This window comes from Paenibacillus sp. OAE614, assembly GCF_040546645.1.
Taxonomy (GTDB): Bacteria; Bacillota; Bacilli; order Paenibacillales; family Paenibacillaceae; genus Paenibacillus_AQ; species Paenibacillus_AQ favisporus.
In genome coordinates this window covers 7,089,941-7,110,752 of sequence record NZ_JBEPOD010000001.1, presented here as the reverse complement: position 1 = coordinate 7,110,752, position 20,812 = coordinate 7,089,941, and the positions used below count along the sequence as shown (strand labels likewise).

Sequence of the window (20,812 nt, the reverse complement as noted above, 5' to 3'; positions counted from 1 at the left end):
CCAAGTCGTTGACGGCCGCCGCGCCAGAACGTATGATGACGCTTAGAGGTGATTGATGTGAACACGCTGCTCATTCTAGGCGGAATCATGATGTTTTTGGCCGTGGCCATCGGTGCATTCGGGGCGCACGCCCTGAAGGAAAGACTCGACGATAATCGGCAGAAAACCTATCAGACGGGAGTCCAATATCATTTGGCTCACGGACTTGGCCTGCTGTTGATGGGCCTCTATGCCCCATCCGCCGCACATGCGGGCACCATCCAGCTCGCAGGATGGCTGCTGTTTGCGGGAATTCTGTTATTCTCGGGAAGCCTGTACGCGCTGAGCGTGACCGGCATCCGCAAGCTGGGGGCGATTACGCCGATCGGCGGAGTGGCCTTTTTGGCGGGATGGGTCGTATTCATCGTGGCTGTGGCTGGCTAACCGGTCGAGGATAGGGATGTTTCGTATAAATGCCCCTAGGCATGACAAAAGCCTGCAGATCTGCAGGCTTTTTCGTGTTATGCATGTTTAAAAAAATGGGGGAATCCCCTGAAAACAGGATGCCGGCCTCAACCGTTTACCGCGCTGGCCTGGCCCGCACCTCTGCCGTTTTCCTTACGGATTTGCTTGCTGCGCAGCTGTCCGCAGGCCGCGTCAATATCGGTTCCATGCTCCAGCCGGACACTGACGCTGACCCGGTTCTTCTTGAGCGTGTCATAGAAAGCCAGGATCGACTCCTGCGCGCTTCTCTGATACTGGCTGTGCTCATCGACCGGATTGTACGGGATCAGGTTGACGTTGACCAGCTGTCTGCGGTCACCGATCAGCTCCGACAATTCAGCCGCGTGTTCCCTGCCGTCATTGACGTCCTTGAGCAAAATATACTCGAGCGTCACTCTGCGCTTCGTTTTCGCCAGATAATAATCCATGGCCCCCAAGACCTCCTCAATCGGATAAGCCTTGTTAATCTTCATAATCCGGGTTCTGAGCTCATTGTTCGGCGCATGCAGCGAAATGGCCAGGTTCACCTTCAAATCGCGGTCGGCAAATTCCATGATCTTCGGAGCCAGTCCGCTGGTCGATACGGTAATATGGCGCCCGGCAATCGCCAGCCCTTTGCGGTCCTTGACCACATTGATGAAGTCGACCATGTTCTCGAAATTATCAAACGGCTCCCCGATGCCCATTACGACAATATGGCTGACGAGGTCGCCCGGCTTGTTCTGGTCCAGGAACAGCTGCACCTTCATGAGCTGCTCCACAACTTCCCCGGCGGACAGGTCCCGGCTTTTCTTCAGCAGTCCGCTCGCGCAGAAGCTGCAGCCGATATTGCAGCCGACCTGGGTCGTCACGCAGACGGAAAGGCCGAACTTATGGCGCATCAGCACCGTCTCGATCAGGTTGCCGTCCTGCAATCGGAACAGAAACTTGACCGTCCCGTCGGCCGACTCCTGCTTTACATGCTCTTCGAGCGTCTGGATAACGTAATGCTCCGCAAGCAGCTTTACGCAGTCCGGATTGGCATCCGTCATATCGGCAAAATCGGTGACCCGTTGTACATATAGATAGTCCCACACCTGAGAAGCGCGGAATGGTTTATGTCCATATTCAAGCAGCCATGCAGACAGCTGATCGAACGTTAATCCATAGATGGATGGTTTGTTCATCGTTTTTCCTCTTTTCAAAAGCTTTAAAATGCATTTAATTCTACTTTACCAGATCCGGCAGGCAATCTGTCTATTATTGTCCCAAATTTTTTTTGTTAAAACAAGGGATGCAGCGGGAATTTAGCCACGGATGGGGGCTGCTGGCTCCGCCATTACGGCGTCCAGTTGAAAAAGAACGATGATTTAAAAATCAGTGCCCGATTTTCGGCGGCGGAGATCTGCAGGGCTGGTCTATAATAAGAGTAAAGGATGATGAAAAAAGGAGGCCGGTCATGATTACGGCTGAACATAAAATGGAGTATTATCAGGCGCTGCTCGATAAAAAGTCGGAGTACGAGGGGATTTTCTATGTCGGGGTCAAAACGACGGGAGTGTTCTGCCGCCCGACGTGCCCGGCCAGAAAGCCCAAATATGAAAACTGTGAATTTTACGAGACCGCACAGGAGGCGCTGCTCGCTTCTTTCCGGCCCTGCCAGCGCTGCCGTCCGCTGTCCCATCCGAATCACGTTTCGCCGGTCGTCCAGAAGCTGGTCGAGGCCGTCGAGACCCATCCGGAAAAACGGTGGAAGGAACAGGATTTTGATGAGCTCGACATCGACGCCTCGACGGCGCGGAGGCAGTTCAAAAAACGGTTTGGCATGACCTTTGTGGAGTATGCCCGCGCCCGCCGCATGGGGCTGGCATTCAAGCAGATCCGGTCCGGCCAGGCAGTGATCGACGCCCAGCTGTCGAGCGGGTATGAATCCGGAAGCGGATTCCGGGACGCCTTCTCCCGCATCATGGGGGCGGCTCCGGCGAAATCCGCAGACAGCTTCATCCTGCGCGCGGCATGGATCGATACGCGCCTCGGTCCGATGGTCGCGATCGCCGACGAGGAGGCGCTGTATCTGCTGGAGTTTGTGGACCGACGGGGCCTCGAGCGCGAAGTAGAGCGGCTGCGCCAGCGGACGAAATCGGCGATCATCCCGGGCGTCACCGCTCCTATACGCTCCATCGAGCAGGAGCTGACGGCTTATTTTGAAGGGGGGCTGTCCGTATTCACCACACCGCTGCATCTGATCGGCTCTCCGTTCCAGAAGTCGGTCTGGGCGCAGCTGGTGCAAATTCCGCCGGGTGAGACCCGTTCCTACTCCGGGCTGGCCGGGGCTCTCGGCAAACCGAAGGCCTTCCGGGCCGTGGCCCAGGCCAACGGCGCCAATCAGCTCGCCCTTGTCATCCCCTGTCACCGCGTCATCAATGCGAGCGGCGACTTGGGCGGTTACGGCGGTGGACTGACGCGTAAAAGCTGGCTGCTTCAGCACGAGAAGCAGTTTCTTTCAAACCAGCGGCCGCACTGATTCGGAGCGTCCCCTGCTAGATTAAAGTATGCCGATAACGAAAAACAGGAGTCCCCTTGAGGTCCAACGACCGCACGGGTACTCCTGTTTGGTTTGTCTTCGCATGCTTCGCCTATGCCTGCTGCTCCCCTCCGCTGTCCGTAAGCACGAGGCTGGCGGAGGCCGCCTCCCGGCCGTTGACGAGCAGCACGATCCGGTGCTCGCCCGGATAATGTCGGCGCGTCGTCAGATCGGCCCAGGAATGGGTTCGCGTCCCCGACAGGCGGGAGCCTCCGGGTACGGTCTTATCCGACAGCAAAAACGCTTTGCGCGATATTTTGCCGCGGGCTTTGACAAAGTCGATCCCGTATTCCACCCGGATATGGGCCGGCTGCCCGTCCCGCACGCGGATCTCGTAGTGAAGCTCTGTGCTGCCCCCGACCGCTACTTCGGACGGCTCTACCGTCAGCGAAGCGGCGGACGCCAGCGGTTCCTCCGCGGATGACTCCGCATAGCCAAACAGAGCCATCGCTTCCGGATGGGACTTCTTGATCAAGGTCCGGCAGCCGTGACGGATAATCCAATCGGTATGCGGATGCGTACCTTTCCAGCGCCGCGCCGTCTCCAGCACCACGTCAGAATGGTCCTTCGCGATGTCGTTCAGGTTGTTGGCGACGCTCTTGCGGACATAGAGCGACGGGTCCTGCTTCAGCAGCTCCAGCACGGGCAGCACCGGCGCCGGATCCTTCTTGAACATCGGCAGGGCCTGTCCCCACGGCAGCCGCGGCCGGCTGCCTTCGCTGGCCAGACGCCGGACATGCTCGTCCGGATGCTGCGCCCAAGCCGTCATCTGGCGCATCATCCGTTCCGGGTCCCGCAGCAGAAAAGGCCTGACGGCAAACTCCGCCGACGATTTGGACGTGAAGCGCTCGAGGGCCTTCATTGAAAGGTCCCAGTGCTCCGGCGCCTGCCCGAACACTTCCACGAAATCGGGAAAGAACAGGTACGGAAACCCCGCACAGTGCTCGTCGATCGCGAAGAGCACCTCGAGCGCCTCTTCATATCGGGCGGGCAAGTGATCGCCCAGCTTTTCGCTGATCCGCCGCATACGGGCTTTCAGTTCAAGTTCCTGCCATGTGTCGTCCATGACATCTTTGACAAACTTATCTGTATCAAACGCGGCGTGGGCCGTATGAACCTTCGCCCCGAATCCGCGCAAAAATTCCTCATTGTATACTGCCTTCAGCTCAGCCATCAGCAGACCTCCTCCTGAAGTTATTATAGTAAGCCGCAGCGGAGGAGGAAATCAACTCTCCAAGTCGTCTTACCGGCCTTACGGCTCCTTCGATTCAATCAAGCGATTCAAGTGGCGGAGTTTTACTCAATGATCAATTCGTTGAGGCCATGCCTTCGATCAGTCCGCAGCCAGCTGCTGCCGGATGTGGTCCGCCGCCTCCTCCCAATATGCCTTCATCTGCTCACGCTGCTGGATATCCGTCAGCTTTTCCTGATGGAAGCTGATCGTCGTTCCGGTCTTGGCCTCTAGCAAGCGGATCTGGACCGTGGAAGGATGGGGCCAGCCGGGCCGCTGCCAGGTCAAGCGGATTTGCTCCCCGGGTTTGACGACCCGAATCTCGCCGTGGTTTCCTTCCTTGGACGTATACGTCGTTCCCGGCTTGAATTCAAGGGCCGGAAGTTTCCCAAGCCATACCATCATACCCTGTGGGGAAGTCAGCAGCGACCACGCCGCCTCCCGTGATACCGGAAACGTTCTCCGGACGCCGACCTGAAACCCGGCAGCGGCGGTCAATCCCACGGGCTTCGCTGCATCATCCGCAATGGGTACCGCCAGCTTGCTTGTTGATTTGCTCATTGTCACCGCTCCTCGCAATGTAAAAATAGTTGCCTGGCCTGGCCCGGCCGATCGAGCAACCATTGCTACGAATCAGCCAGGTAGATGTTAACCCGCTAACATGTTGTTGCCCTCATTGTAGAGCCTTCACCCGGCCTTGTAAATAACTGGTACAAACCCGTTACAAGCCTCAGCTAGGAGCATCCTATTGCGATGATTCGCCCTGCAGCGTCAAAGCCAGGGGCGCGCATTTGCCAGACCTCAGAAAAATACGAAAGTATGCATTGACTTTGACACTGTGTCAACCTTTTAAGATAAAGGAGAAAGGAGATGAGATATCCAAATGAACAAACATTGAAAGGCAAAGTCATCCTCATACTGGCGGCTCACGCGACCATGGCACCGCTACGGTATAAGCGTTTGCCGATCACGGAGTGCGGATGTTGTGATCAGCTATGCGGCCTCTGCCGAAAGCGAGGCTGTCATGGAGAAGCTCATGGGCAAGGGTGTTGGTGCATCGGCAATCAAAAGCGATTAAGCGGACCTTCGTTCGAAGTATAATAAGTTTCCAAATTCAACGAAAAGCAGGGTGATTAGCACATGTTTACTAGTTTGCATCAGTTTATCGATGAGTGGAAAATGGAAGCTGACCTCACACAGAAGGTCCTCCAAGTCCTGACGAACGAGTCTCTTCAGCAACAAGTGGCTCCAGATCATTTCACTTTGGGGAAACTGGCGTGGCATATAACACTATCGGTTCATTACTTTTTGTCCGCAGCGGGGCTGGAATTCCAAGCGGAAGGAAATTGGCTGGAATTCCAAGATCAAGGAAAAGATAGCGATCAGCCAACATCGGCGGCTTCAATCACAGAGGCCTATGATCGGACGAGCCGTGCGATGCTAGATGCGCTGCAGACGCAATGGAACGATGCGACGTTAAGCAAAACCCGGAATATGTGGGGCACGATAGTGCTACCTATTTCTGCAGTGCTGCGTTTGCTGATCCAGCACCAGGCCCATCATCGTGGACAAATGTTCGTGCTCATGCGTCAAGCTGGATTGGTGGTACCTGGCGTTTACGGCCCTAGTCGCGAAGAGCGGGCAGCAGAGAGATCGGAATGCAGGTGCCTAAAGCTTAAGCTCGAATATTTGGGCGAAATGACAGAGCATCCTACTACTAATCTTAGTTAAATACCAACTATATCCATTGAACAATAAGGAGGCACGTATACAATGGCACAAGAGCGTACCGGTGTAGCAACAGCGCAAGGCAACCCGCTTACTTTAGTAGGACCTGAACTGAAGGTCGGCGACAAAGCCCCTGACTTCAAAGTTAGCAAAAATTTGATAGAGCAAGCATCCTTGGCTGATTATGCCGGGAAAGTCAAACTAATCAGTGTCGTTCCTTCCCTGGACCATACAGGTGTATGCGACGCTCAAACCCGGCGTTTTGACGAGGAAGCCGCAAAGCTTGGCGATAACGTGGTTGTCCTGACCGTCAGCGTGGATCTTCCTTTTGCACAATCCCGTTGGAGCCGTGCTGAAGGCATTGACAATGTAATCATCTTATCCGATTATAAAGACCGCAACTTTGGCCAATCATACGGCGTTCTCATTAAGGAAATTCAATTGTTGATGAGATCCGTCTTTGTAATCGATGCTGACAATACCGTTCAATACGTTGAGTATGTAAGCGAAATGACAGAGCACCCTAACTACGAAAATGCAGTTGCTGCCGTTAAAGCGCTCGTTTAATTACAACTTCCATAAGAAAAACGTCTATCGACGTACCTTCAAAGAAGACAGACCGCGTTTTAAAGGTAATTTTTCTTGCAATATCAGGGAGCAATGGCTCTGAAGTTTATACTTTGATATTATAAGAAAACGTCTATCGACGTACCTTCAAAGAAGACAGACCGCGTTTAAAGGTAATTTTTCTTGCAATATCAGGAGGCAACGGCTCTGAAGTTTATACTTTCTGATATTATAAGAAAAACGTCTATCGACGTACCTTCAAAGAAGACAGACCGCGTTTAAAGGTAATTTTTCTTGCAATATCAGGAGGCAACGGCTCTGAAGTTTATACTTTCTGATATTATAAGAAAAACGTCTATCGACGTACCTTCAAAGAAGACAGACCGCGTTTTAAAGGTAATTTTTCTTGCAATATCAGGAAGCAATGGCTCTGAAGTTTATACTTTGATATAAAAAGAATAGCGGAGAAGCCCGGCTTCCCCGCTGTTCTTTTTGCTAAATAAATTAAAGCCTGAACACGAATGCAGCCGGTACATTTTTATGTGCTTCATATCTATCGTTCATTCATCTATCTTATACATGCAAGCCGTTTATCCATATTGTAAATCGGCCCTTCCTTAAACCTTTTTGTTCATGAAGATTGGTTTGATTGCTCGGCTGAGTTGCTCACTGTTCCTCTCAATGTTCTCTGGCGTCTCATTTGTTCAATACGCTGTTCCAATTTCTGTTGTGCTACAGTCAGCGATTGAATTTGCTGTAAGATTTCTGCATGTTTTTCCTCATAGGCACCGAGCAATTCCTCACAGAAATCATCGCTGTCGTAAGCATCATAATTCTCATGACAATTCAATATTCCATTAATTTCCCTCGTCGACAGACCGATGTCTAAATAAATCTGTATCGTTTTGATCCGTTTAACATCAGATTCGTCGAATTCACGATAATCATTATCCATACGTTTTGCTGTCAACAGATTTTTCTTTTCGTAATATCTGATCGAACGAGTGCTTGCACCGGTCGCTTTGGATAGCTGGCCTATTTTCAAGATATCGCCCCTTTCAATGTAGTAAACAAATTCCCCAATTATATAGGATCCCCTTTTCCACTATTTCCCCATTATACCGCATCGTTGTCTACGCAGAGAGCGCCCCACCCACTGCACTGCGATATACTACAAGTCCTTTTGTTCATTGCGTGATTTCAGGTTTATCGGCAATATACCAGCTTTAAAGGAACGCTGGAGTTAAACTCCACTGCCTTTTGCATCACTCCCCAATAGCGTGTTAATGTGGAGACATCTGTCCCAAGGGTACCAATAATTGGATATTGCGCTCATTCCCTGCCCCATTTCCTAAATCGGGAGGGATTTATATTTTTAGGGTTTGTTATGTATTGTGGATAGGCTTGTCTCTGGCCTTGTGCGCTTTCGGCCTACTTGCCTTCTGGCCATGGTACGGTCCGGAGCAAGAGTTTCCCTTGTTTCAGGATATCGTCACGGTCATGCTGTTCCTGAACTCTGTTTCGATTTTGTGCTACTCGCTGCTTCTGCAAGCCGTTTCCAGGTTAGTTGCAGCTTATTGGAAGCTGCGGCCTGGAGTACTGCCGCTTGTATGGTATGTTCTGGTGTCCTGCCTATTGCTGTTCTATCTGAATCATAGAAGCATATCGGCCCGACCGCTGCTGATTCTGCTTCTCTCGGTACCCGGCCTGCTGCACTATTGGATTTCCACCATGCTCCGTATTTTGGCTTCCGTCCCGAAAACCCACAGCGATCCACGGGACGAGGATCACAAATTCCTTTGACCGTACTCTCCAAACCCTGACATATTGTTGTCAGCGTTGATGGCTATACTGAGGATATAAGAACGTATAGACCATGAACCTTAAGGAGGCGCTGCCGTCGTGACCGAGCCGATGCCCAAGCCAACCGATACATCCCTTTTTACGAAAAATGTTCCCAAGGTGCTCAGCCGCCGAGCCTTGAACCGGGCCCTGCTCGAACGGCAGCTCCTGCTGCGCCGGACAGAGATGCCGGTGCTTGACGCGCTGCGGCATCTGGCCGGCATGCAGGCCCAAGCTCCGATTCCGCCGTATTACGGCCTGTGGGCCAGGCTGGCCGGTTTTCGGCACGAGGAGCTGTCCCGGCTGATTGAAACGCGTCAGGCCGTGCGCATCGCGATCATGCGGTCGACGATCCACCTCGTGACGGCCGAGGACGCTCTTGCGCTGCGCCCGGTCATTCAGCCTGCGTTGGACCGCGGCCTGAAGGGAGGCTACGGCAAGGAGCTCGCCGGCCTGGATACCGGCGCGGTCGCCGCAGCCGGGCGGGCCCTCGTGGAGGAGGCCCCGCTGGCCTATGGCGAGCTCGGCGCCCGCCTGCAGGAGCGCTGGCCGGACCGCAGCCCGGCCGCGCTCGCCAACACGGTACGCACGCTCGTGCCGCTCGTGCAGGTGCCCCCAAGGGGCCTGTGGGGCGCCAGCGGCCAGGCCCTGCACACCACCGCGGAGGCGTGGCTGGGCAGCCCGCCCGCGGAAGCTTCCAGCTCCGGACTCGAGGAGCTGGTCCTGCGTTACCTGGCCGCCTTCGGTCCGGCCTCGGTCAAGGACATCCAGGTCTGGTCCGGATTGACACGGCTGAGCGACGTCATCCGCCGGCTCGGGCCGCGTCTCCGGACCTTCCTGGATGAAAAGGGCGTCCTGCTGTACGACCTGGCGGACGCCCCCCTGCCGGCGGAGGATACACCCGCACCTCCGCGCCTCCTCGGCGAATTCGATAACATGCTTCTCTCCTTCGCCGACCGCTCCCGGATTATGGATGAGCGCTACCGCCGCCGCATCTTTACGGTGAACGGCATCATCCGGGCAGCGGTGCTCGTCGACGGCTTCGTTTGCGGCATGTGGATCCTGGAGCGGAACAAGCAATCTGCCGAGCTCGTGATCAAGCTGTTTGAGCCTATCTCGGACGCCGATCAGGAGGCATTGGCCAACGAGGGCCGCCGCCTGCTGGATTTCGCCGCAGCGGATTGCCCAAACCGGGAAGTCCACTTCAATCTTTCCGAGCTCTAACAACGAAGCCTAGCTAGTGGCTGCCGTGGTGTGTCTTCTTTGAACAAAGGGGAGCGCGACGGCCCTTAATTTGTCCGAATTTATTCACCACGTGGACACCGCCCCGCAACTTTCCCGTTCGCAGCCGACGATTCCCACGCCTCCCATATTCCAGCCCGAATGGCCTGCCCATCCCGGGCTTTTTCGCATGTTAGCAAGAACGGTCAAAACGCACCCTCTCCCATCTGCTATGCTGATATCAAAGGAGGGGCACGCTGGTGTATTCAAATCGGATTCAACACAGCATCCGGTTCATGGAGGAACAGCTTCACGAGCCGCTGACACTTGAGCAGATCGCGGCGGAAGCCGGATTCTCGCCGTTCCATTTTCACCGTCTGTTTCGCAGGGAGACCGGGCTGAGCATCGCGGAATATTTGCGAAGCCGCCGGCTGTGTCTCGCCTCGCGGATGCTCCTGTACTCGGAGGAGCCGATCATCGGCATTTCGCTGCAGTGCCATTTTGAGAGCCAGGAGGCGTTTACCCGCGCCTTTAAAAAAATGTACGGCATGCCGCCAGGGCGATACCGGAAGATGTTCAGTCTTCATACCCAGGCCCATGCCGCTCAAGGAGGAGAAAAGAACATGATTGAGGAATCGATGGTAAAAGGCTGGATGCTGAGCGGCAGCCACCCGCATCAGTATGAAATCGGCCTGGACCGTCACAACGTCCATCAAGGGAACGCCTCGGGTTATTTGAAAGCCGTCACCCCGGAAGGCCCGAACGTGTTCGCCACGATGATGCAGCAATTTAAAGCCGATCGGTACCTGAAACGCAGAATGCGCTTCTCCGGCTTCGTTCGGACGGAAGGGGTTACCGAGTTCTGCGGACTGTGGATGCGGGTTGATAATCAAGCCGAAGACGTGCTGCGGTTTGACAATATGAACAACCGCCGAATTGTCGGCGACACGCATTGGAACCACTACGCCATCGTGCTTGATGTCCCGGACAATGCTGCAACGATTTCGCTCGGGGTGCTGCTGATGGGGCCGGGGCAGGTATGGGTGGACAGCTTCCGGTTTGAAGAGGTCGACGAGAGCGTGCCCACCACGAATTTGGAGATCGTCTACGAGCTCCGGGACGAGCCGTCTAACCTGACATTTGAAGAGTGACATCCAATATACAGTAAGGGAGGGCCCTCAGGCCCTCCCTTACATATTTCCGTCCGCTTCGGAGGCGGTATCCTCCTTGGCGGCATTCGCCTTGAATTCCATATGCTCAAAACCCCAGCTGCACATATCGTGGAGCACGGATCTCAGCGACTCCCCATGTTCCGTCAAGGAGTATTCTACCTTGGGAGGAACCTCCTGATATACCTTCCGGTGGATCAATCCATCCTGCTCAAGCTCACGCAATTGGTTGGTCAGCATGCCCTGTGTAATATGGGGAAGTTGTCTGCGCAGCTCCCCGAACCGTTTCGTCCCCTGGTGCAGCAGTATAAACAAAATGAGCGGCTTCCACTTGCCTCCGATCGCCTGCAGCGTCGTGATGATTCCTCCCGTGTTTCCCGTCCCGTGGTCCTTACTCATCTTGCTAGCCCTCCCCTTTCCCACCGAAGCGGCAGTGCTGTCTTTGCTGCCATTGTACCAGAGTACACGGAATGGTGACAGTACTCTTTTAAATCGTACATAGTATGATTTTTCGTACTACTCGGCAATACGCTGTCCTGATCAAGAGTACGGTTTGCAAGACTTAGTCTGTTAAAACTGCGTACTTTTCAAGAGTATCGGCCCTGAACCATACTAGAGGTGCAACATTCATAACGCATACCGCCCGAAAGGATGATTTGAAATGAAAACCATGGTCATTGTATCCCACCCGGATCTGTCCAAGTCCAGAGCGAACCATGCGCTTCTCGAAGCGCTGCCGAAGCATACCAATATCCACGTCCGCGATCTGTATCAGGAATATCCGGATTGGCAGATCGATACGGACCGGGAGAAGCAGCTGCTGCTTGCTTACGACCGGATTGTTCTCCAGTTCCCTTTTTATTGGTACAGCTCACCGCCCCTACTCAAAAAATGGTTTGACGATGTACTGACTCCCGGCTGGGCTTACGGCCCCGGAGGCGAGCATTTAAAGGGCAAAGAATTCATCGTCGTCACTACCGCGGGCGGCACAGTTAAGTCATTTCAGGCCGGAGGAGACAACTGGTTTACGATCAGCGAGCTGTTAAAACCGATCCACCTTACGATTGCCCACTGCCACGGCACCTTCCTTCCCCCGTTCGTGGTGTACGATGCCAACCGGGCCAGTCAAGAGCAACTGAAGGCGGAAGGCATCCGGTACGTCGAGTATATCCAGACGCCTTCGCCTGTGCTGATTCACTAAACCGTCTCCTGATAGCTCAAAGGGAAAATAAAAACGGGCAAGGCCCCTCGGCCTGCCCGCTGTTTATTCTCCCGGGATCAACCCGGGTTCTTCTGCATTTTACGCATGGTCAGCATGTTAGTTCAAGACATCCTTCATAAACCGTTCCAGTTGAGACACATCGGTAATATTCTGGTTGCACTTGGCACTGTCGATGCACATATAATTTCCGACCCGCCCGAAATGATCCAGTGCCGAACCTTTGGCTTTCGTCTGCGCGGTCACGAAGGCCACCTCTTCATGCTTGTTGCAGAGGCAGCAGACTCCCTTCCTGTTCGTCGGGGTGAACCGGCCCTCAATGCCTGTCATTTTCCCGTCCAGGTTGTAGACGATGAACAGTTTATTCGTTGAAATATCGGTCCAGCCGATATAGGTCAGGAAGCGGAAATCGAGCTCGGCCAGCGGTGGGAGCTTCAGCTTTTTAACTTTGGGATAAAGCTTCTTCAGCTGCTGTTCCGTTACCTGCGGAAAGGCCGTAACGTATTGCTCCAGCTCGCTCAAATAAGCCTGGAATTCCTCGGCACGGTTTAGCGTCGGAATCCGGTCGAAGAACCGCTTCTGCTCCTCCGTCGCAGCAGGGAACATCTCTATGACCCGGGTCCAAGTCGTGTGCCGGATCGCGGATATGACTTTCTGGTCGGCTGTGGTCTTGATGTTATATTCGAGGCGCCCCACCAGGCGCTTGATCAAATTATACTCGTGGTTTTCCATAAATGGCGTTAGCATGTGTTTTCCTCCTCATTTCACCAAAAAACGGAGTACCTCAAATAAGGCACTCCGCCGGTATCGAAAAAAATACGATGCGAGAAGTTCCTTGTATTAGGTCAAAAGGGCATACGTATCCCGTGAACGAACTCACGAAATTTTTGCACTTTTGCCGGCTACAAGCAAACAACTGCCACTTATGGATTCCCCTTTCGAACTTCTGCACATACATCGACATTATAAATTCTCATGTCAGCCTTGTAAAGATATCTCCGGGTAAAGGATTCTTAACCGCCTGCAGCGGGTTGAAGAGCTAAGCTATCCCGGGCAGGTGTCCGATTGACAACTGCAGGAAGCCTCGCTTATACTGTGTGGCGTAACGATAAACTTGAATGAGGTGGAAAGGTAATGGAAATTTTGTCTACTGTTCTTAGAAGAGATTTGGCTTGATACGGGAGAAGTCTGCCCTTTTTTAGCCATCTCGAGAACAGTCGATATGATTTCCACATCTTTTCCAGCTTTGACATGTAAGCGGGTAGGGTGTGTTCACCTTACCCGCTTTCTGTATATTAAAGCGGGCTGTAAGATACTTAGTCACCAGGTACAGACCCCTAGGGCCGGAGTATCTTGCAGTATTTACAACCGGATCGTCACGTCATTTCGCTGTCCTCCTGATGGCTTCATTTGTTCGCAATCAATGAAACCTAAGGAGAGAGAACCATGAGCATATTAAATGTCACGAATCTTACGCATATGTACGGAGATCAAGTTACTTTTCGCCATATTGAGTTCCGCCTGCTGCCGGGCGAGCATGCCGGACTGGTGGGCATGAACGGCGCCGGCAAGTCGACACTGTTCCGCCTGCTGACCGGAAGCCTGCTGCCGGAGGAAGGGCGGATCGAGTGGTCGCCGCGAGCCCGGGTCGGCTTCCTGGAGCAGCACATTTCGCTGCAGGAAGGGATGACGGTCCTGCGGTATTTGGAGCGGGCCTTTCAGCACTTGTTTGACATGGAACGCGAAATGAATGAAATCGCGGCCCGATTCGGTGAGGTGGGAGACGGGCTTGACGCGATGCTCAGGCGCTACGGCGAACTGCAGGATGGGCTGGAGCAGGCCGGGTTCTACGCCATTTCCGCCAAAATTGAGGACGTCGCCCGCGGTTTGGGTCTTGCCGAGATCGGCTTGGACACCGACGTAAGCCGCTTAAGCGGCGGCCAGAAGACGAAGCTGCTGCTTGCCAAGCTGCTGCTGGAGGAGCCCGATGTGCTGCTGCTCGACGAACCGACCAACTACCTGGACGCCGTGCATATCGAGTGGCTGACCGACTACTTGAAAAAGTACCCGCACGCCTTTATCGTTGTCTCGCATGACGAGCATTTCCTGAACGAAATCACGAATGTGATTTTTCATCTGGCCCATCAGACCTTGAAACGCTATACGGGCAGCTATGCCGCGTTCCAGAAGCAGTATGCGCTCGCCCAGAAGCAGCAGCAGGCATCCTATGAGCGGCAGACCCGGGAGATCGAACGGCTGGAATCCTTTATTAATATCAACCGGGTCCGCAAGGCGAAGCAGGCCAAGAGCCGCGAGAAAATGCTGAGCCGGATCGAGCGGGTCGAGAAGCCGGGTGACGGCCCGGCGCCCCGCTTTGAGTTCCGGGCGGAAGGAAACCTCAGCGGCTCGGTGCTGATCGAGGCCAGACGGCTTCAAGCGGGATACGCGGTGCCGCTGTTTCGGCCGCTTGACCTCACCGTCAAGGGCGGTGACAAAATCGCCATCATCGGGGAGAACGGCGCCGGCAAGTCCACGCTGCTGAAGACTCTGCTCGGCGGCATCAACGCACTGGGCGGCGCCGTAACCGTTCAGAACACGGTCCGGACCGCCTATTACCAGCAGGAAGACACCCCGTCTTCGGACACGCCGCTGCAGTATGTCTGGTCCTTGCGTCCGGATTTGACGGAGAAGGAGATCCGCCGCACGCTGGCCATGGCCGGCCTGAGCGCCGATCATATCCGCAAGCCCATGCGGACGCTGAGCGGAGGAGAGCAGGCCAAGGCCCGGCTCGCCGAGCTGATGCTTACCCGGAGCAATCTGCTCGTGCTGGATGAACCGACGAACCATTTAGACGTCCGCGCGAAGGAGTCTCTGCAGAAGGCACTGGCCGCCTACCCCGGCACCGTGCTGCTGGTGTCCCACGAACCCGCCTTCTACGAAGACTGGGTCACGGACATCTGGCGGGTGCAGGATTGGAAGTAAGACCAAAAGGCAAGGCGCTCAAGGCTCAATCACAGATGCTGTATGGTTTCGCATCTATTGATCTTCAAGGAAGAAGCTGCCGCACCGGAAGAACCCGGTCGGCAGCTTCTTTTGTGTAACGGGTAAAACGGCTATTTTTTCAAATGGTAAGGCACCGTGGTGACGATGATATTTTTCCGGTAGAGCAAAAAGGCACGGATCAGCAGACTCGACTGGTTATGCAGAATGTTGTGCCAGCTTTTCTTAGGGATAAACTGCGGGATAAGCACCGTCACCCGGTAGTGCGATTCTGAAGCTTTGTACTCCACCGTATCCACGAATTTCGTCAGCGGCTGGATAATGCTGCGGTAAGGCGACAACAGCGTCACCAGCCGAATGTCGGGCTGCCACTGCTTCCACTTCTCCTCCATCTTCCGCTCCGATTCCCGGTCATAGGCTACGTAGACGGCGATGATCTGGTCGGGTGACAGCGACTTGGCGTAATTGATCGAGTTCTCCACCACATGGGTGATCCCGGCGACGGGCACGATCATCACATTGCCTTCGACGGGAAGGGCCGGCTCGCAGGTCGTAATCCGCAGCTGGTCCCCGACGGCCTCGTAGTGCCTCTTGACCGCATGAAATATATAAACGATCAGCGGCAGGAAAATCAGCACAGGCCACACCTGGCCAAACTTGGTGATAAAGAAAATCATCATGACCGTGAAGCTGATCAGCGCCCCCACAAAGTTGATGATCAGCTTGCCCAGCCAGCCTTTCGGCTTTTCACGAATCCATTTGACCAGCATCCCCGTCTGGGCCAGCGTAAACGGAATGAATACCCCCACCGCATATAACGGGATTAAATGCTCTGTGCGCCCTTTGAAGGCGATGATTAGAATGATCGATGCCGTGGCCAGAAACATAATGCCGTTGGAATACCCGAGACGGTCCCCGCGGACGGTAAACATCCGGGCGATGTATTTATCCTTGGCCAGGTTGACGGCGAGCAGCGGAAAGGCGGAATAGCCGGTATTAGCCGCAAGAACGAGAATAAGGGCGGTTGTCGCCTGGATAAAATAATACAGGAAGCTCCTCCCAAAGGTGGTGGAGGCGATTTGGGATACGACCGTTTCTTTTTCATTCGGTACGATCCCATAATAGTAAGCGAGAAAGACGATGCCGGCGAACAGGATCGCCAAAAGCGTGCCCATGGCCATTAAGGTTTTGGAGGCATTGTTCGGCGCCGGGTCGCGAAAGTTCGGAATCGCATTGGAGATGGCCTCCACCCCGGTGAGCGCCGAGCTCCCTGAAGCAAAAGCCCGCAGCAGCAGAAACAGGGAGATCCCTGCTACCGGCGTGCCTATTGGCGCGTGCAGGGTTGGGGGCACCTGTCCGGTTGCGATTTTGTACAAGCCTACCCCGATCAGAATGGAACAGCGCGAGCACGAACAGGTAAACCGGATACGCCAGAATTGAAGCCGATTCGGTAATCCCGCGCAGGTTCAGAATGGTAATCAGAACGACCAGCGCACAGGCGATGACCACATTATACGGGTGAAGGCCGGGAAACGCCGACGTAATGGCATCCGTCCCGGACGACACACTGACCGCCACCGTCAAAATATAATCGACCAGCAGCGAGCCGCCGGCAATCAGTCCCGGATTGATTCCCAGGTTCTTCTTGGAAACGACATACGCTCCACCGCCGTGGGGATAAGCAAAGATGATCTGTCTGTACGATAAAATGAGGGCCAGCAGCAAAATCAGAATGCCGATACCGATCGGGATCGTGTACCAGAAGGCTACTGCGCTGACCGTTACCAGCACGAGCAAAATTTGCTCGGGACCGTAGGCAACGGAGGACAGCGCATCGGAGGACAGGATGGCCAGCGCTTTGGTTTTATTCAGTTTTTGTTCACCCAATTGGCCGGACTTCAGCGGGCGGCCGATCAGAAATCTTTTGACGGCTGACAACATGAATAACACCTCGATCTCTGTCGATAGTATGGTTTCCTTAGGTTATCCCTTTCCCAGCCAAACGACTCCGGGTATATCTAGGAATCCCCTCCCCAAACATTTAAACCGCCGCAGGGCATGAAACAACAAAAAAGCCTTCCGCTTTCGGAAGGCTTTGTGTGAATGGATAGAGAGGGCAGGAATCATCGAAGCCCGGCTATACCAAAAAGATCGCCACGGCCGTGGTCACCGCCAGCCCGATCAGCACGGGCTTCAGGTTCCGTCTCGCCAGCTCGAACGGGCTGACGCCGCAAATGGCCGCGGCGGGAATCAGCGCCCAGGGGATCAGCGTGCCGCCGCCGACCCAGATCGCCGCCACCTGGCCGAGGGCCGTCAGCGTGGCTGCATTAGCATGCGTGGCGGCCGCGAACAGCTGGGCGATCGAGCCGGCGAGCGAAATGCCGGAGAAACCGGAGCCGTCAAGTCCGGTGATGGCCCCGGTGATCGTCAGCGTGACGGCGCCCACCGCTCCGTTCAGCGGCACCACATGCGCCAGCGCGGCGCCCAAATCGTTGACGATGCCGTTCGAGGATTCCGGCAGCACCTTGCCAAAGAGGTCGGTAAACGCCGCATCGCCGAGGTAGAAAAAGGCGGCGATCGGAATGACCGGACCGAATACTTTAAAACCGAAGGTGAAGCCGTCGATCAGGTAAGAGGTCACCTTTTCGAGTCCTTGGTTCCGGTGGGCAAGTAGCGTTACTGCGATCAGGATCAATACGGCCGTGCCGCCTACGAGCGCCGTGGCGTCTCCGCCCTGCAGCTTCAGCACAAACATGGCGGCTACGTCGATCAGGAACAACACCGGGATGATAACGGCCAGCCACACCCTCACGCGTGGAGTAAGCGGCGCTGCCGATTCTTCCGCTCCCCCGCCTTCGCCCGTAAGGGCACCCGCCCCGTTGGACCCGGCGACCAGACCGTCCCGCCATGTGCCGTTCTTCATGTCCCTTCGCATCATCCAGTAGGCCGTCACGGTTGTCACCATGCCCATCACGATGACAAGCGGAACGCTCGCCTCCATGACCTGCGATACGTGAAGTCCCGCCGCGTCTGCGGTCAGCTTGGGCGCGCCCTGAATAATATAGTCCCCGGAAAGCGCGATGCCGTGCCCGAACAGGTTCATCGCGATGGCCGCGCCCAGGGCGGGCAGCCCAACGCGGGCCGCGACCGGAAGCAGCACCGCCCCGATCAGCGCGACCGCCGGCGACGGCCAGAAAAACAAGGACGTGACCAGCATGATGAGTCCGATTCCCCAGAAGGCGACCGCCGGTGTCCGGATGAACCGTGTCAGCGGTGCAACCATCGTCTCGTTAATGCCGGTGCGGATCAACACCCGGCTCATCGCCACGATAATCGAAATGATCATGATGGTGCCCATCAGCTCTTTGGTCGCATAAATAAAAGAATTAAAGACGCCCGACACCGAGCCGCTCAGCGTTTCGGTCGCCAGCCATCCGAGCACGAAGATGCCTGCCACGCAGATCATCGTCGTGTCCCGCCGCTTGATCAGCAGCGCCATAATAAACACGATAAACGCCAAATACACGTAGTGTAAGGCCGTTAAATGAATGACCATACCGGTCACACCCTTCCCCTGCTGCAATTGTGCTATATGCTATGCGGGGGCCTGGGCATGTGTTCATGTCTATGGCTCAGGACAAACGGTAAGTGGCGAACGGCTCACCGTTTCGGAACGGCTCGCTGATGCGGTCCAGATCTTGGATCGTCTCATCGCTCAGAGTCATTTCTACGCTGCGCAGGTTGTCCTCCAGCTGGCTCGTGCGCGTCGCCCCGACGATGACGGTCGAAACGGCCGGACGTCCCATCAGCCAGGCCAGTGACAAGCCGCTTGGCGCTAATTCCAGATCGGCAGCCAGCCGTCCAACCTCTTGGCCAAGCCGGATGTTGCGGTCAATGACAAACCGGCTGAAGTTCGGATCGGTATCGGCCCGGGATTGCTCGGGTGCCCGGTTCTCCAGCGAATATTTTCCGGTGAGGATGCCTCCGGCCAGCGGAAAATAAGGGATGATGCCGACGCCTTGATCCAGGCACATCGGGACCAGCTCCCGCTCCGGCGTCCGGTCTGCAAGCGAGTAGCTGACTTGTGTGGACACGAACCGGTTCAGCCCTTTGGCTTCGCTGATGCCGATTGCCTTCATCAGCTCCCAGGCGGCATAATTGGACGCGCCGATGTAGCGGACTTTGCCGGAGCGGACCATATCGTCCAGCGTCCGAAGCGTTTCTTCCAGCGGGGTATGCGGGTCAAACGTATGAATCTGGTACAGGTCGACGTAATCCGTCCGCAGCCGTTTCAGGCTGTTCTCCAGCTCCTGCATCAGATGGTACCGGGAAGAACCGCGGCCGTTAGGGCCCTGCCCCATGACCAGCCCGGCCTTGGTAGCAAGCACCGCCTCCTGCCGTCTGCCTTGCAGCGCCAGACCGATGATCCGCTCCGACTCGGTTCCGGCATAAATATTGGCGGTGTCGATAAAGTTCACCCCGCGATCCAGCGCGTGGTGGATGATCCGGATGGAGGTATCCTGATCCGCCCGCTTTCCGAAGGCGTTCGTGCCCAGTCCCAGGACGGATACTTCCAGTCCGGTATGGCCGAGGTAACGGTATTTCATCAGTCATTTCCCCTTTACGATAAAGTGAGTATTCAGCGGCACGTCTTGAGTCTTAAGATATTGTGCAGCCCAGGATCATATTTTTTGCTGCCCGGACCCTAGCTTTCCGCCGATGCTTCCGCCTTCGGCTTCCCGCTCCCGTTCACGAGCCAGATCCCCATCAGCACAAGCACAATGCCAACCGCCATGACGGGGTTCAGGCTTTCCTTCAGGAACAGGCATCCGCAGACGACCCCGACGACAGGCACCAGCAGCAGCGAAATCGAGGCTTTGCTGGCCTCCACCTTGGACAAAATGTACGACCACATCACGAACGCCAGCGCCGAGCCGACGACACCCGAGAACACGACATACACGACCGGCATGACGCCCCAGTGGCTCGTCCCGTGCTCGAAGATCGCCGAGTACAGCAGCAGTCCCGCTGCGCCGGCCACCATCTGCCAGGTCGTAAACTGGAGCATGTCGCTGCCCGCAAGCTTTCGCTTGATGAGAAGGTTGGACAATGCCCAGGACAGACCAGAGGACACTGCGAGCAGCAGCGCTCCGGCGCTGCCTCCCCAATGGGCATCCATGGCGATGAAGAGCCCGATGATGCCGATCATAATGCCGGCGAGCTTACGCAAACGCAGCTTTTCTCCCGGAAGCCAAAAATGGGCCATCAGCGTCAGCCAGAGCGGCATGCTGTACGTGAGGACCGACGTCAGACCGGCGCTTAGATCCTCCAGCGATATCTGAATCGCCAGGTTAAAATACATCGTCTGCAAAATGCCGCATACGATATACCACTTCAAATCCTTCCAGCGGGGCAGCGGCACCTTGCGGAAATAACAAACCGCAAGAAGTACGAGCGCTCCGAGCGCAAAGCGGTAGCCGGCAAAAAGCACCGGCGGAAACACGCCATTGGCCAGCTTCATAAAAACCCAATTGAAGCCCCATATTAAACAGAGGAGACCGATCAAACCATTCATGTTCACACCCCGGATGTCTGAGATTGAAACCCCCGCCCGCAGGGTGCAGTCCGGTGAACCCTGCCTGCGGCGGTTTCAGCTATCTTTCATGTTAGTCCAATTTCGGACCCATGAGAAGAAAGAAAAATCGCACCTCCATGCGGTTGGCACGGCGGTACGATTGGATTCCTTGCAGATTTTGGCCTGGCACTTGCACGGCTATCCGCTTCTGCAA

General features: G+C 55.3%; 17 protein-coding genes and 2 pseudogenes. 9 read left to right on the top strand and 10 right to left on the bottom strand.

Annotated features, from left to right (window positions below; genetic code table 11):
- Positions 1 to 57: 57 nt before the first annotated feature.
- The gene (locus tag ABIE48_RS32565) at positions 58 to 423 is read left to right on the top strand and encodes a DUF423 domain-containing protein (protein WP_105445472.1); all 366 of its coding nucleotides are present in this window, start codon (positions 58 to 60) and stop codon (positions 421 to 423) included.
- A gap of 128 nt (positions 424 to 551) precedes the next feature.
- Here the strand turns inward: ABIE48_RS32565 and rlmN are convergent, their stop codons facing one another.
- Entirely contained in the window at positions 552 to 1,649 is a 1,098-nt protein-coding gene (rlmN, locus tag ABIE48_RS32560; RefSeq protein ID WP_192716818.1) for a dual-specificity RNA methyltransferase RlmN, read from the bottom strand.
- Positions 1,650 to 1,921: 272 nt separating this feature from the next.
- Between rlmN and ABIE48_RS32555 the strand changes: the two genes are divergently transcribed.
- Positions 1,922 to 2,986, top strand: coding sequence for a bifunctional transcriptional activator/DNA repair enzyme AdaA (locus ABIE48_RS32555; protein WP_145027784.1), 1,065 nt, complete (start codon positions 1,922 to 1,924; stop codon positions 2,984 to 2,986).
- Positions 2,987 to 3,098: 112 nt separating this feature from the next.
- Here the strand turns inward: ABIE48_RS32555 and ABIE48_RS32550 are convergent, their stop codons facing one another.
- Both ABIE48_RS32550 and ABIE48_RS32545 read right to left on the bottom strand, forming a co-directional pair.
- Positions 3,099 to 4,220 (bottom strand): DNA alkylation repair protein, encoded by a 1,122-nt coding sequence (locus ABIE48_RS32550; protein WP_192716819.1) that lies wholly within the window; start codon positions 4,218 to 4,220, stop codon positions 3,099 to 3,101.
- A 159-nt stretch (positions 4,221 to 4,379) separates the two neighbouring features.
- Positions 4,380 to 4,838, bottom strand: coding sequence for an SRPBCC family protein (locus tag ABIE48_RS32545; protein ID WP_145027780.1), 459 nt, complete (start codon positions 4,836 to 4,838; stop codon positions 4,380 to 4,382).
- A gap of 579 nt (positions 4,839 to 5,417) precedes the next feature.
- Here ABIE48_RS32545 and ABIE48_RS32540 point away from each other — a divergent pair.
- Together ABIE48_RS32540 and tpx are read left to right on the top strand one after the other, a co-directional pair.
- Positions 5,418 to 5,936: pseudogene (locus ABIE48_RS32540) on the top strand (DinB family protein); the annotation flags it as partial.
- 114 nt (positions 5,937 to 6,050) lie between these two features.
- Positions 6,051 to 6,572: a thiol peroxidase gene (tpx, locus tag ABIE48_RS32535; protein ID WP_145027776.1), complete on the top strand. Its 522-nt coding sequence runs from the start codon at positions 6,051 to 6,053 to the stop codon at positions 6,570 to 6,572.
- Between the two features lie 631 nt (positions 6,573 to 7,203).
- On the opposite strand, the gene ABIE48_RS32530 is transcribed toward tpx, so the two are convergent.
- Positions 7,204 to 7,617 carry a MerR family transcriptional regulator gene (locus ABIE48_RS32530; protein ID WP_192716821.1) on the bottom strand — a complete coding sequence of 138 codons (414 nt, stop codon included), beginning with the start codon at positions 7,615 to 7,617 and terminating at the stop codon, positions 7,204 to 7,206.
- A 431-nt stretch (positions 7,618 to 8,048) separates the two neighbouring features.
- On the opposite strand from ABIE48_RS32530, the gene ABIE48_RS32525 reads away from it, so the two are divergent.
- The 3 genes from ABIE48_RS32525 (at position 8,049) to ABIE48_RS32515 (ending at position 10,786) form a co-directional block, all read left to right on the top strand.
- Positions 8,049 to 8,375 (top strand): hypothetical protein, encoded by a 327-nt coding sequence (locus ABIE48_RS32525; protein ID WP_145027772.1) that lies wholly within the window; start codon positions 8,049 to 8,051, stop codon positions 8,373 to 8,375.
- Between the two features lie 99 nt (positions 8,376 to 8,474).
- The gene (locus ABIE48_RS32520) at positions 8,475 to 9,638 is read left to right on the top strand and encodes a winged helix DNA-binding domain-containing protein (protein ID WP_354520425.1); all 1,164 of its coding nucleotides are present in this window, start codon (positions 8,475 to 8,477) and stop codon (positions 9,636 to 9,638) included.
- A gap of 254 nt (positions 9,639 to 9,892) precedes the next feature.
- A complete protein-coding gene (locus tag ABIE48_RS32515; protein WP_397342502.1) occupies positions 9,893 to 10,786 on the top strand; it encodes a helix-turn-helix domain-containing protein in 894 nt (297 codons plus the stop codon).
- A gap of 39 nt (positions 10,787 to 10,825) precedes the next feature.
- On the opposite strand, the gene ABIE48_RS32510 is transcribed toward ABIE48_RS32515, so the two are convergent.
- Positions 10,826 to 11,203 (bottom strand): winged helix-turn-helix transcriptional regulator, encoded by a 378-nt coding sequence (locus tag ABIE48_RS32510; protein ID WP_145027770.1) that lies wholly within the window; start codon positions 11,201 to 11,203, stop codon positions 10,826 to 10,828.
- Positions 11,204 to 11,465: 262 nt separating this feature from the next.
- Here ABIE48_RS32510 and ABIE48_RS32505 point away from each other — a divergent pair, with 262 nt between their 5' ends.
- Positions 11,466 to 12,005, top strand: a complete 540-nt coding sequence (locus tag ABIE48_RS32505; RefSeq protein WP_192716822.1) for an NAD(P)H-dependent oxidoreductase — start codon at positions 11,466 to 11,468, stop codon at positions 12,003 to 12,005.
- Between the two features lie 117 nt (positions 12,006 to 12,122).
- Here ABIE48_RS32505 and ABIE48_RS32500 read toward each other — a convergent pair whose 3' ends face one another.
- Complete coding sequence (locus ABIE48_RS32500; protein WP_192716823.1) at positions 12,123 to 12,770, bottom strand: FusB/FusC family EF-G-binding protein; 648 nt, start codon at positions 12,768 to 12,770, stop codon at positions 12,123 to 12,125.
- 699 nt (positions 12,771 to 13,469) lie between these two features.
- Between ABIE48_RS32500 and ABIE48_RS32495 the strand changes: the two genes are divergently transcribed.
- On the top strand, positions 13,470 to 15,005 hold the full coding sequence (locus ABIE48_RS32495) for an ABC-F family ATP-binding cassette domain-containing protein (RefSeq protein WP_192716824.1): 1,536 nt from the start codon (positions 13,470 to 13,472) through the stop codon (positions 15,003 to 15,005).
- A gap of 131 nt (positions 15,006 to 15,136) precedes the next feature.
- Here the strand turns inward: ABIE48_RS32495 and ABIE48_RS32490 are convergent.
- The 4 genes and pseudogenes from ABIE48_RS32490 to ABIE48_RS32475 all read right to left on the bottom strand — a co-directional run bounded on the left by ABIE48_RS32490 (position 15,137) and on the right by ABIE48_RS32475 (position 20,598).
- Positions 15,137 to 16,964 (bottom strand): annotated as a pseudogene (locus ABIE48_RS32490) (APC family permease).
- 196 nt (positions 16,965 to 17,160) lie between these two features.
- A complete protein-coding gene (locus ABIE48_RS32485; protein ID WP_192716825.1) occupies positions 17,161 to 18,579 on the bottom strand; it encodes a hypothetical protein in 1,419 nt (472 codons plus the stop codon).
- 76 nt (positions 18,580 to 18,655) lie between these two features.
- Positions 18,656 to 19,630: an aldo/keto reductase gene (locus ABIE48_RS32480; RefSeq protein ID WP_192716826.1), complete on the bottom strand. Its 975-nt coding sequence runs from the start codon at positions 19,628 to 19,630 to the stop codon at positions 18,656 to 18,658.
- Positions 19,631 to 19,728: 98 nt separating this feature from the next.
- The gene (locus tag ABIE48_RS32475; protein ID WP_192716827.1) at positions 19,729 to 20,598 is read right to left on the bottom strand and encodes a DMT family transporter; all 870 of its coding nucleotides are present in this window, start codon (positions 20,596 to 20,598) and stop codon (positions 19,729 to 19,731) included.
- Between the last annotated feature and the right edge of the window lie 214 nt (positions 20,599 to 20,812).

Excerpts from the sequence above, each read along its gene's own strand:
- ABIE48_RS32480 (WP_192716826.1), bottom strand. The coding sequence starts at position 19,630 with ATGAAATACCGTTACCTCGGCCATACCGGACTGGAAGTATCCGTCCTG.
- ABIE48_RS32500 (WP_192716823.1), bottom strand. The coding sequence starts at position 12,770 with ATGCTAACGCCATTTATGGAAAACCACGAGTATAATTTGATCAAGCGC.
- ABIE48_RS32495 (WP_192716824.1), top strand. The coding sequence starts at position 13,470 with ATGAGCATATTAAATGTCACGAATCTTACGCATATGTACGGAGATCAA.
- ABIE48_RS32555 (WP_145027784.1), top strand. The coding sequence starts at position 1,922 with ATGATTACGGCTGAACATAAAATGGAGTATTATCAGGCGCTGCTCGAT.
- ABIE48_RS32510 (WP_145027770.1), bottom strand. The coding sequence starts at position 11,203 with ATGAGTAAGGACCACGGGACGGGAAACACGGGAGGAATCATCACGACG.
- tpx (WP_145027776.1), top strand. The coding sequence starts at position 6,051 with ATGGCACAAGAGCGTACCGGTGTAGCAACAGCGCAAGGCAACCCGCTT.
- ABIE48_RS32545 (WP_145027780.1), bottom strand. The coding sequence starts at position 4,838 with ATGAGCAAATCAACAAGCAAGCTGGCGGTACCCATTGCGGATGATGCA.
- ABIE48_RS32505 (WP_192716822.1), top strand. The coding sequence starts at position 11,466 with ATGAAAACCATGGTCATTGTATCCCACCCGGATCTGTCCAAGTCCAGA.
- ABIE48_RS32550 (WP_192716819.1), bottom strand. The coding sequence starts at position 4,220 with ATGGCTGAGCTGAAGGCAGTATACAATGAGGAATTTTTGCGCGGATTC.
- ABIE48_RS32485 (WP_192716825.1), bottom strand. The coding sequence starts at position 18,579 with ATGGTCATTCATTTAACGGCCTTACACTACGTGTATTTGGCGTTTATC.
- rlmN (WP_192716818.1), bottom strand. The coding sequence starts at position 1,649 with ATGAACAAACCATCCATCTATGGATTAACGTTCGATCAGCTGTCTGCA.
- ABIE48_RS32475 (WP_192716827.1), bottom strand. The coding sequence starts at position 20,598 with ATGAATGGTTTGATCGGTCTCCTCTGTTTAATATGGGGCTTCAATTGG.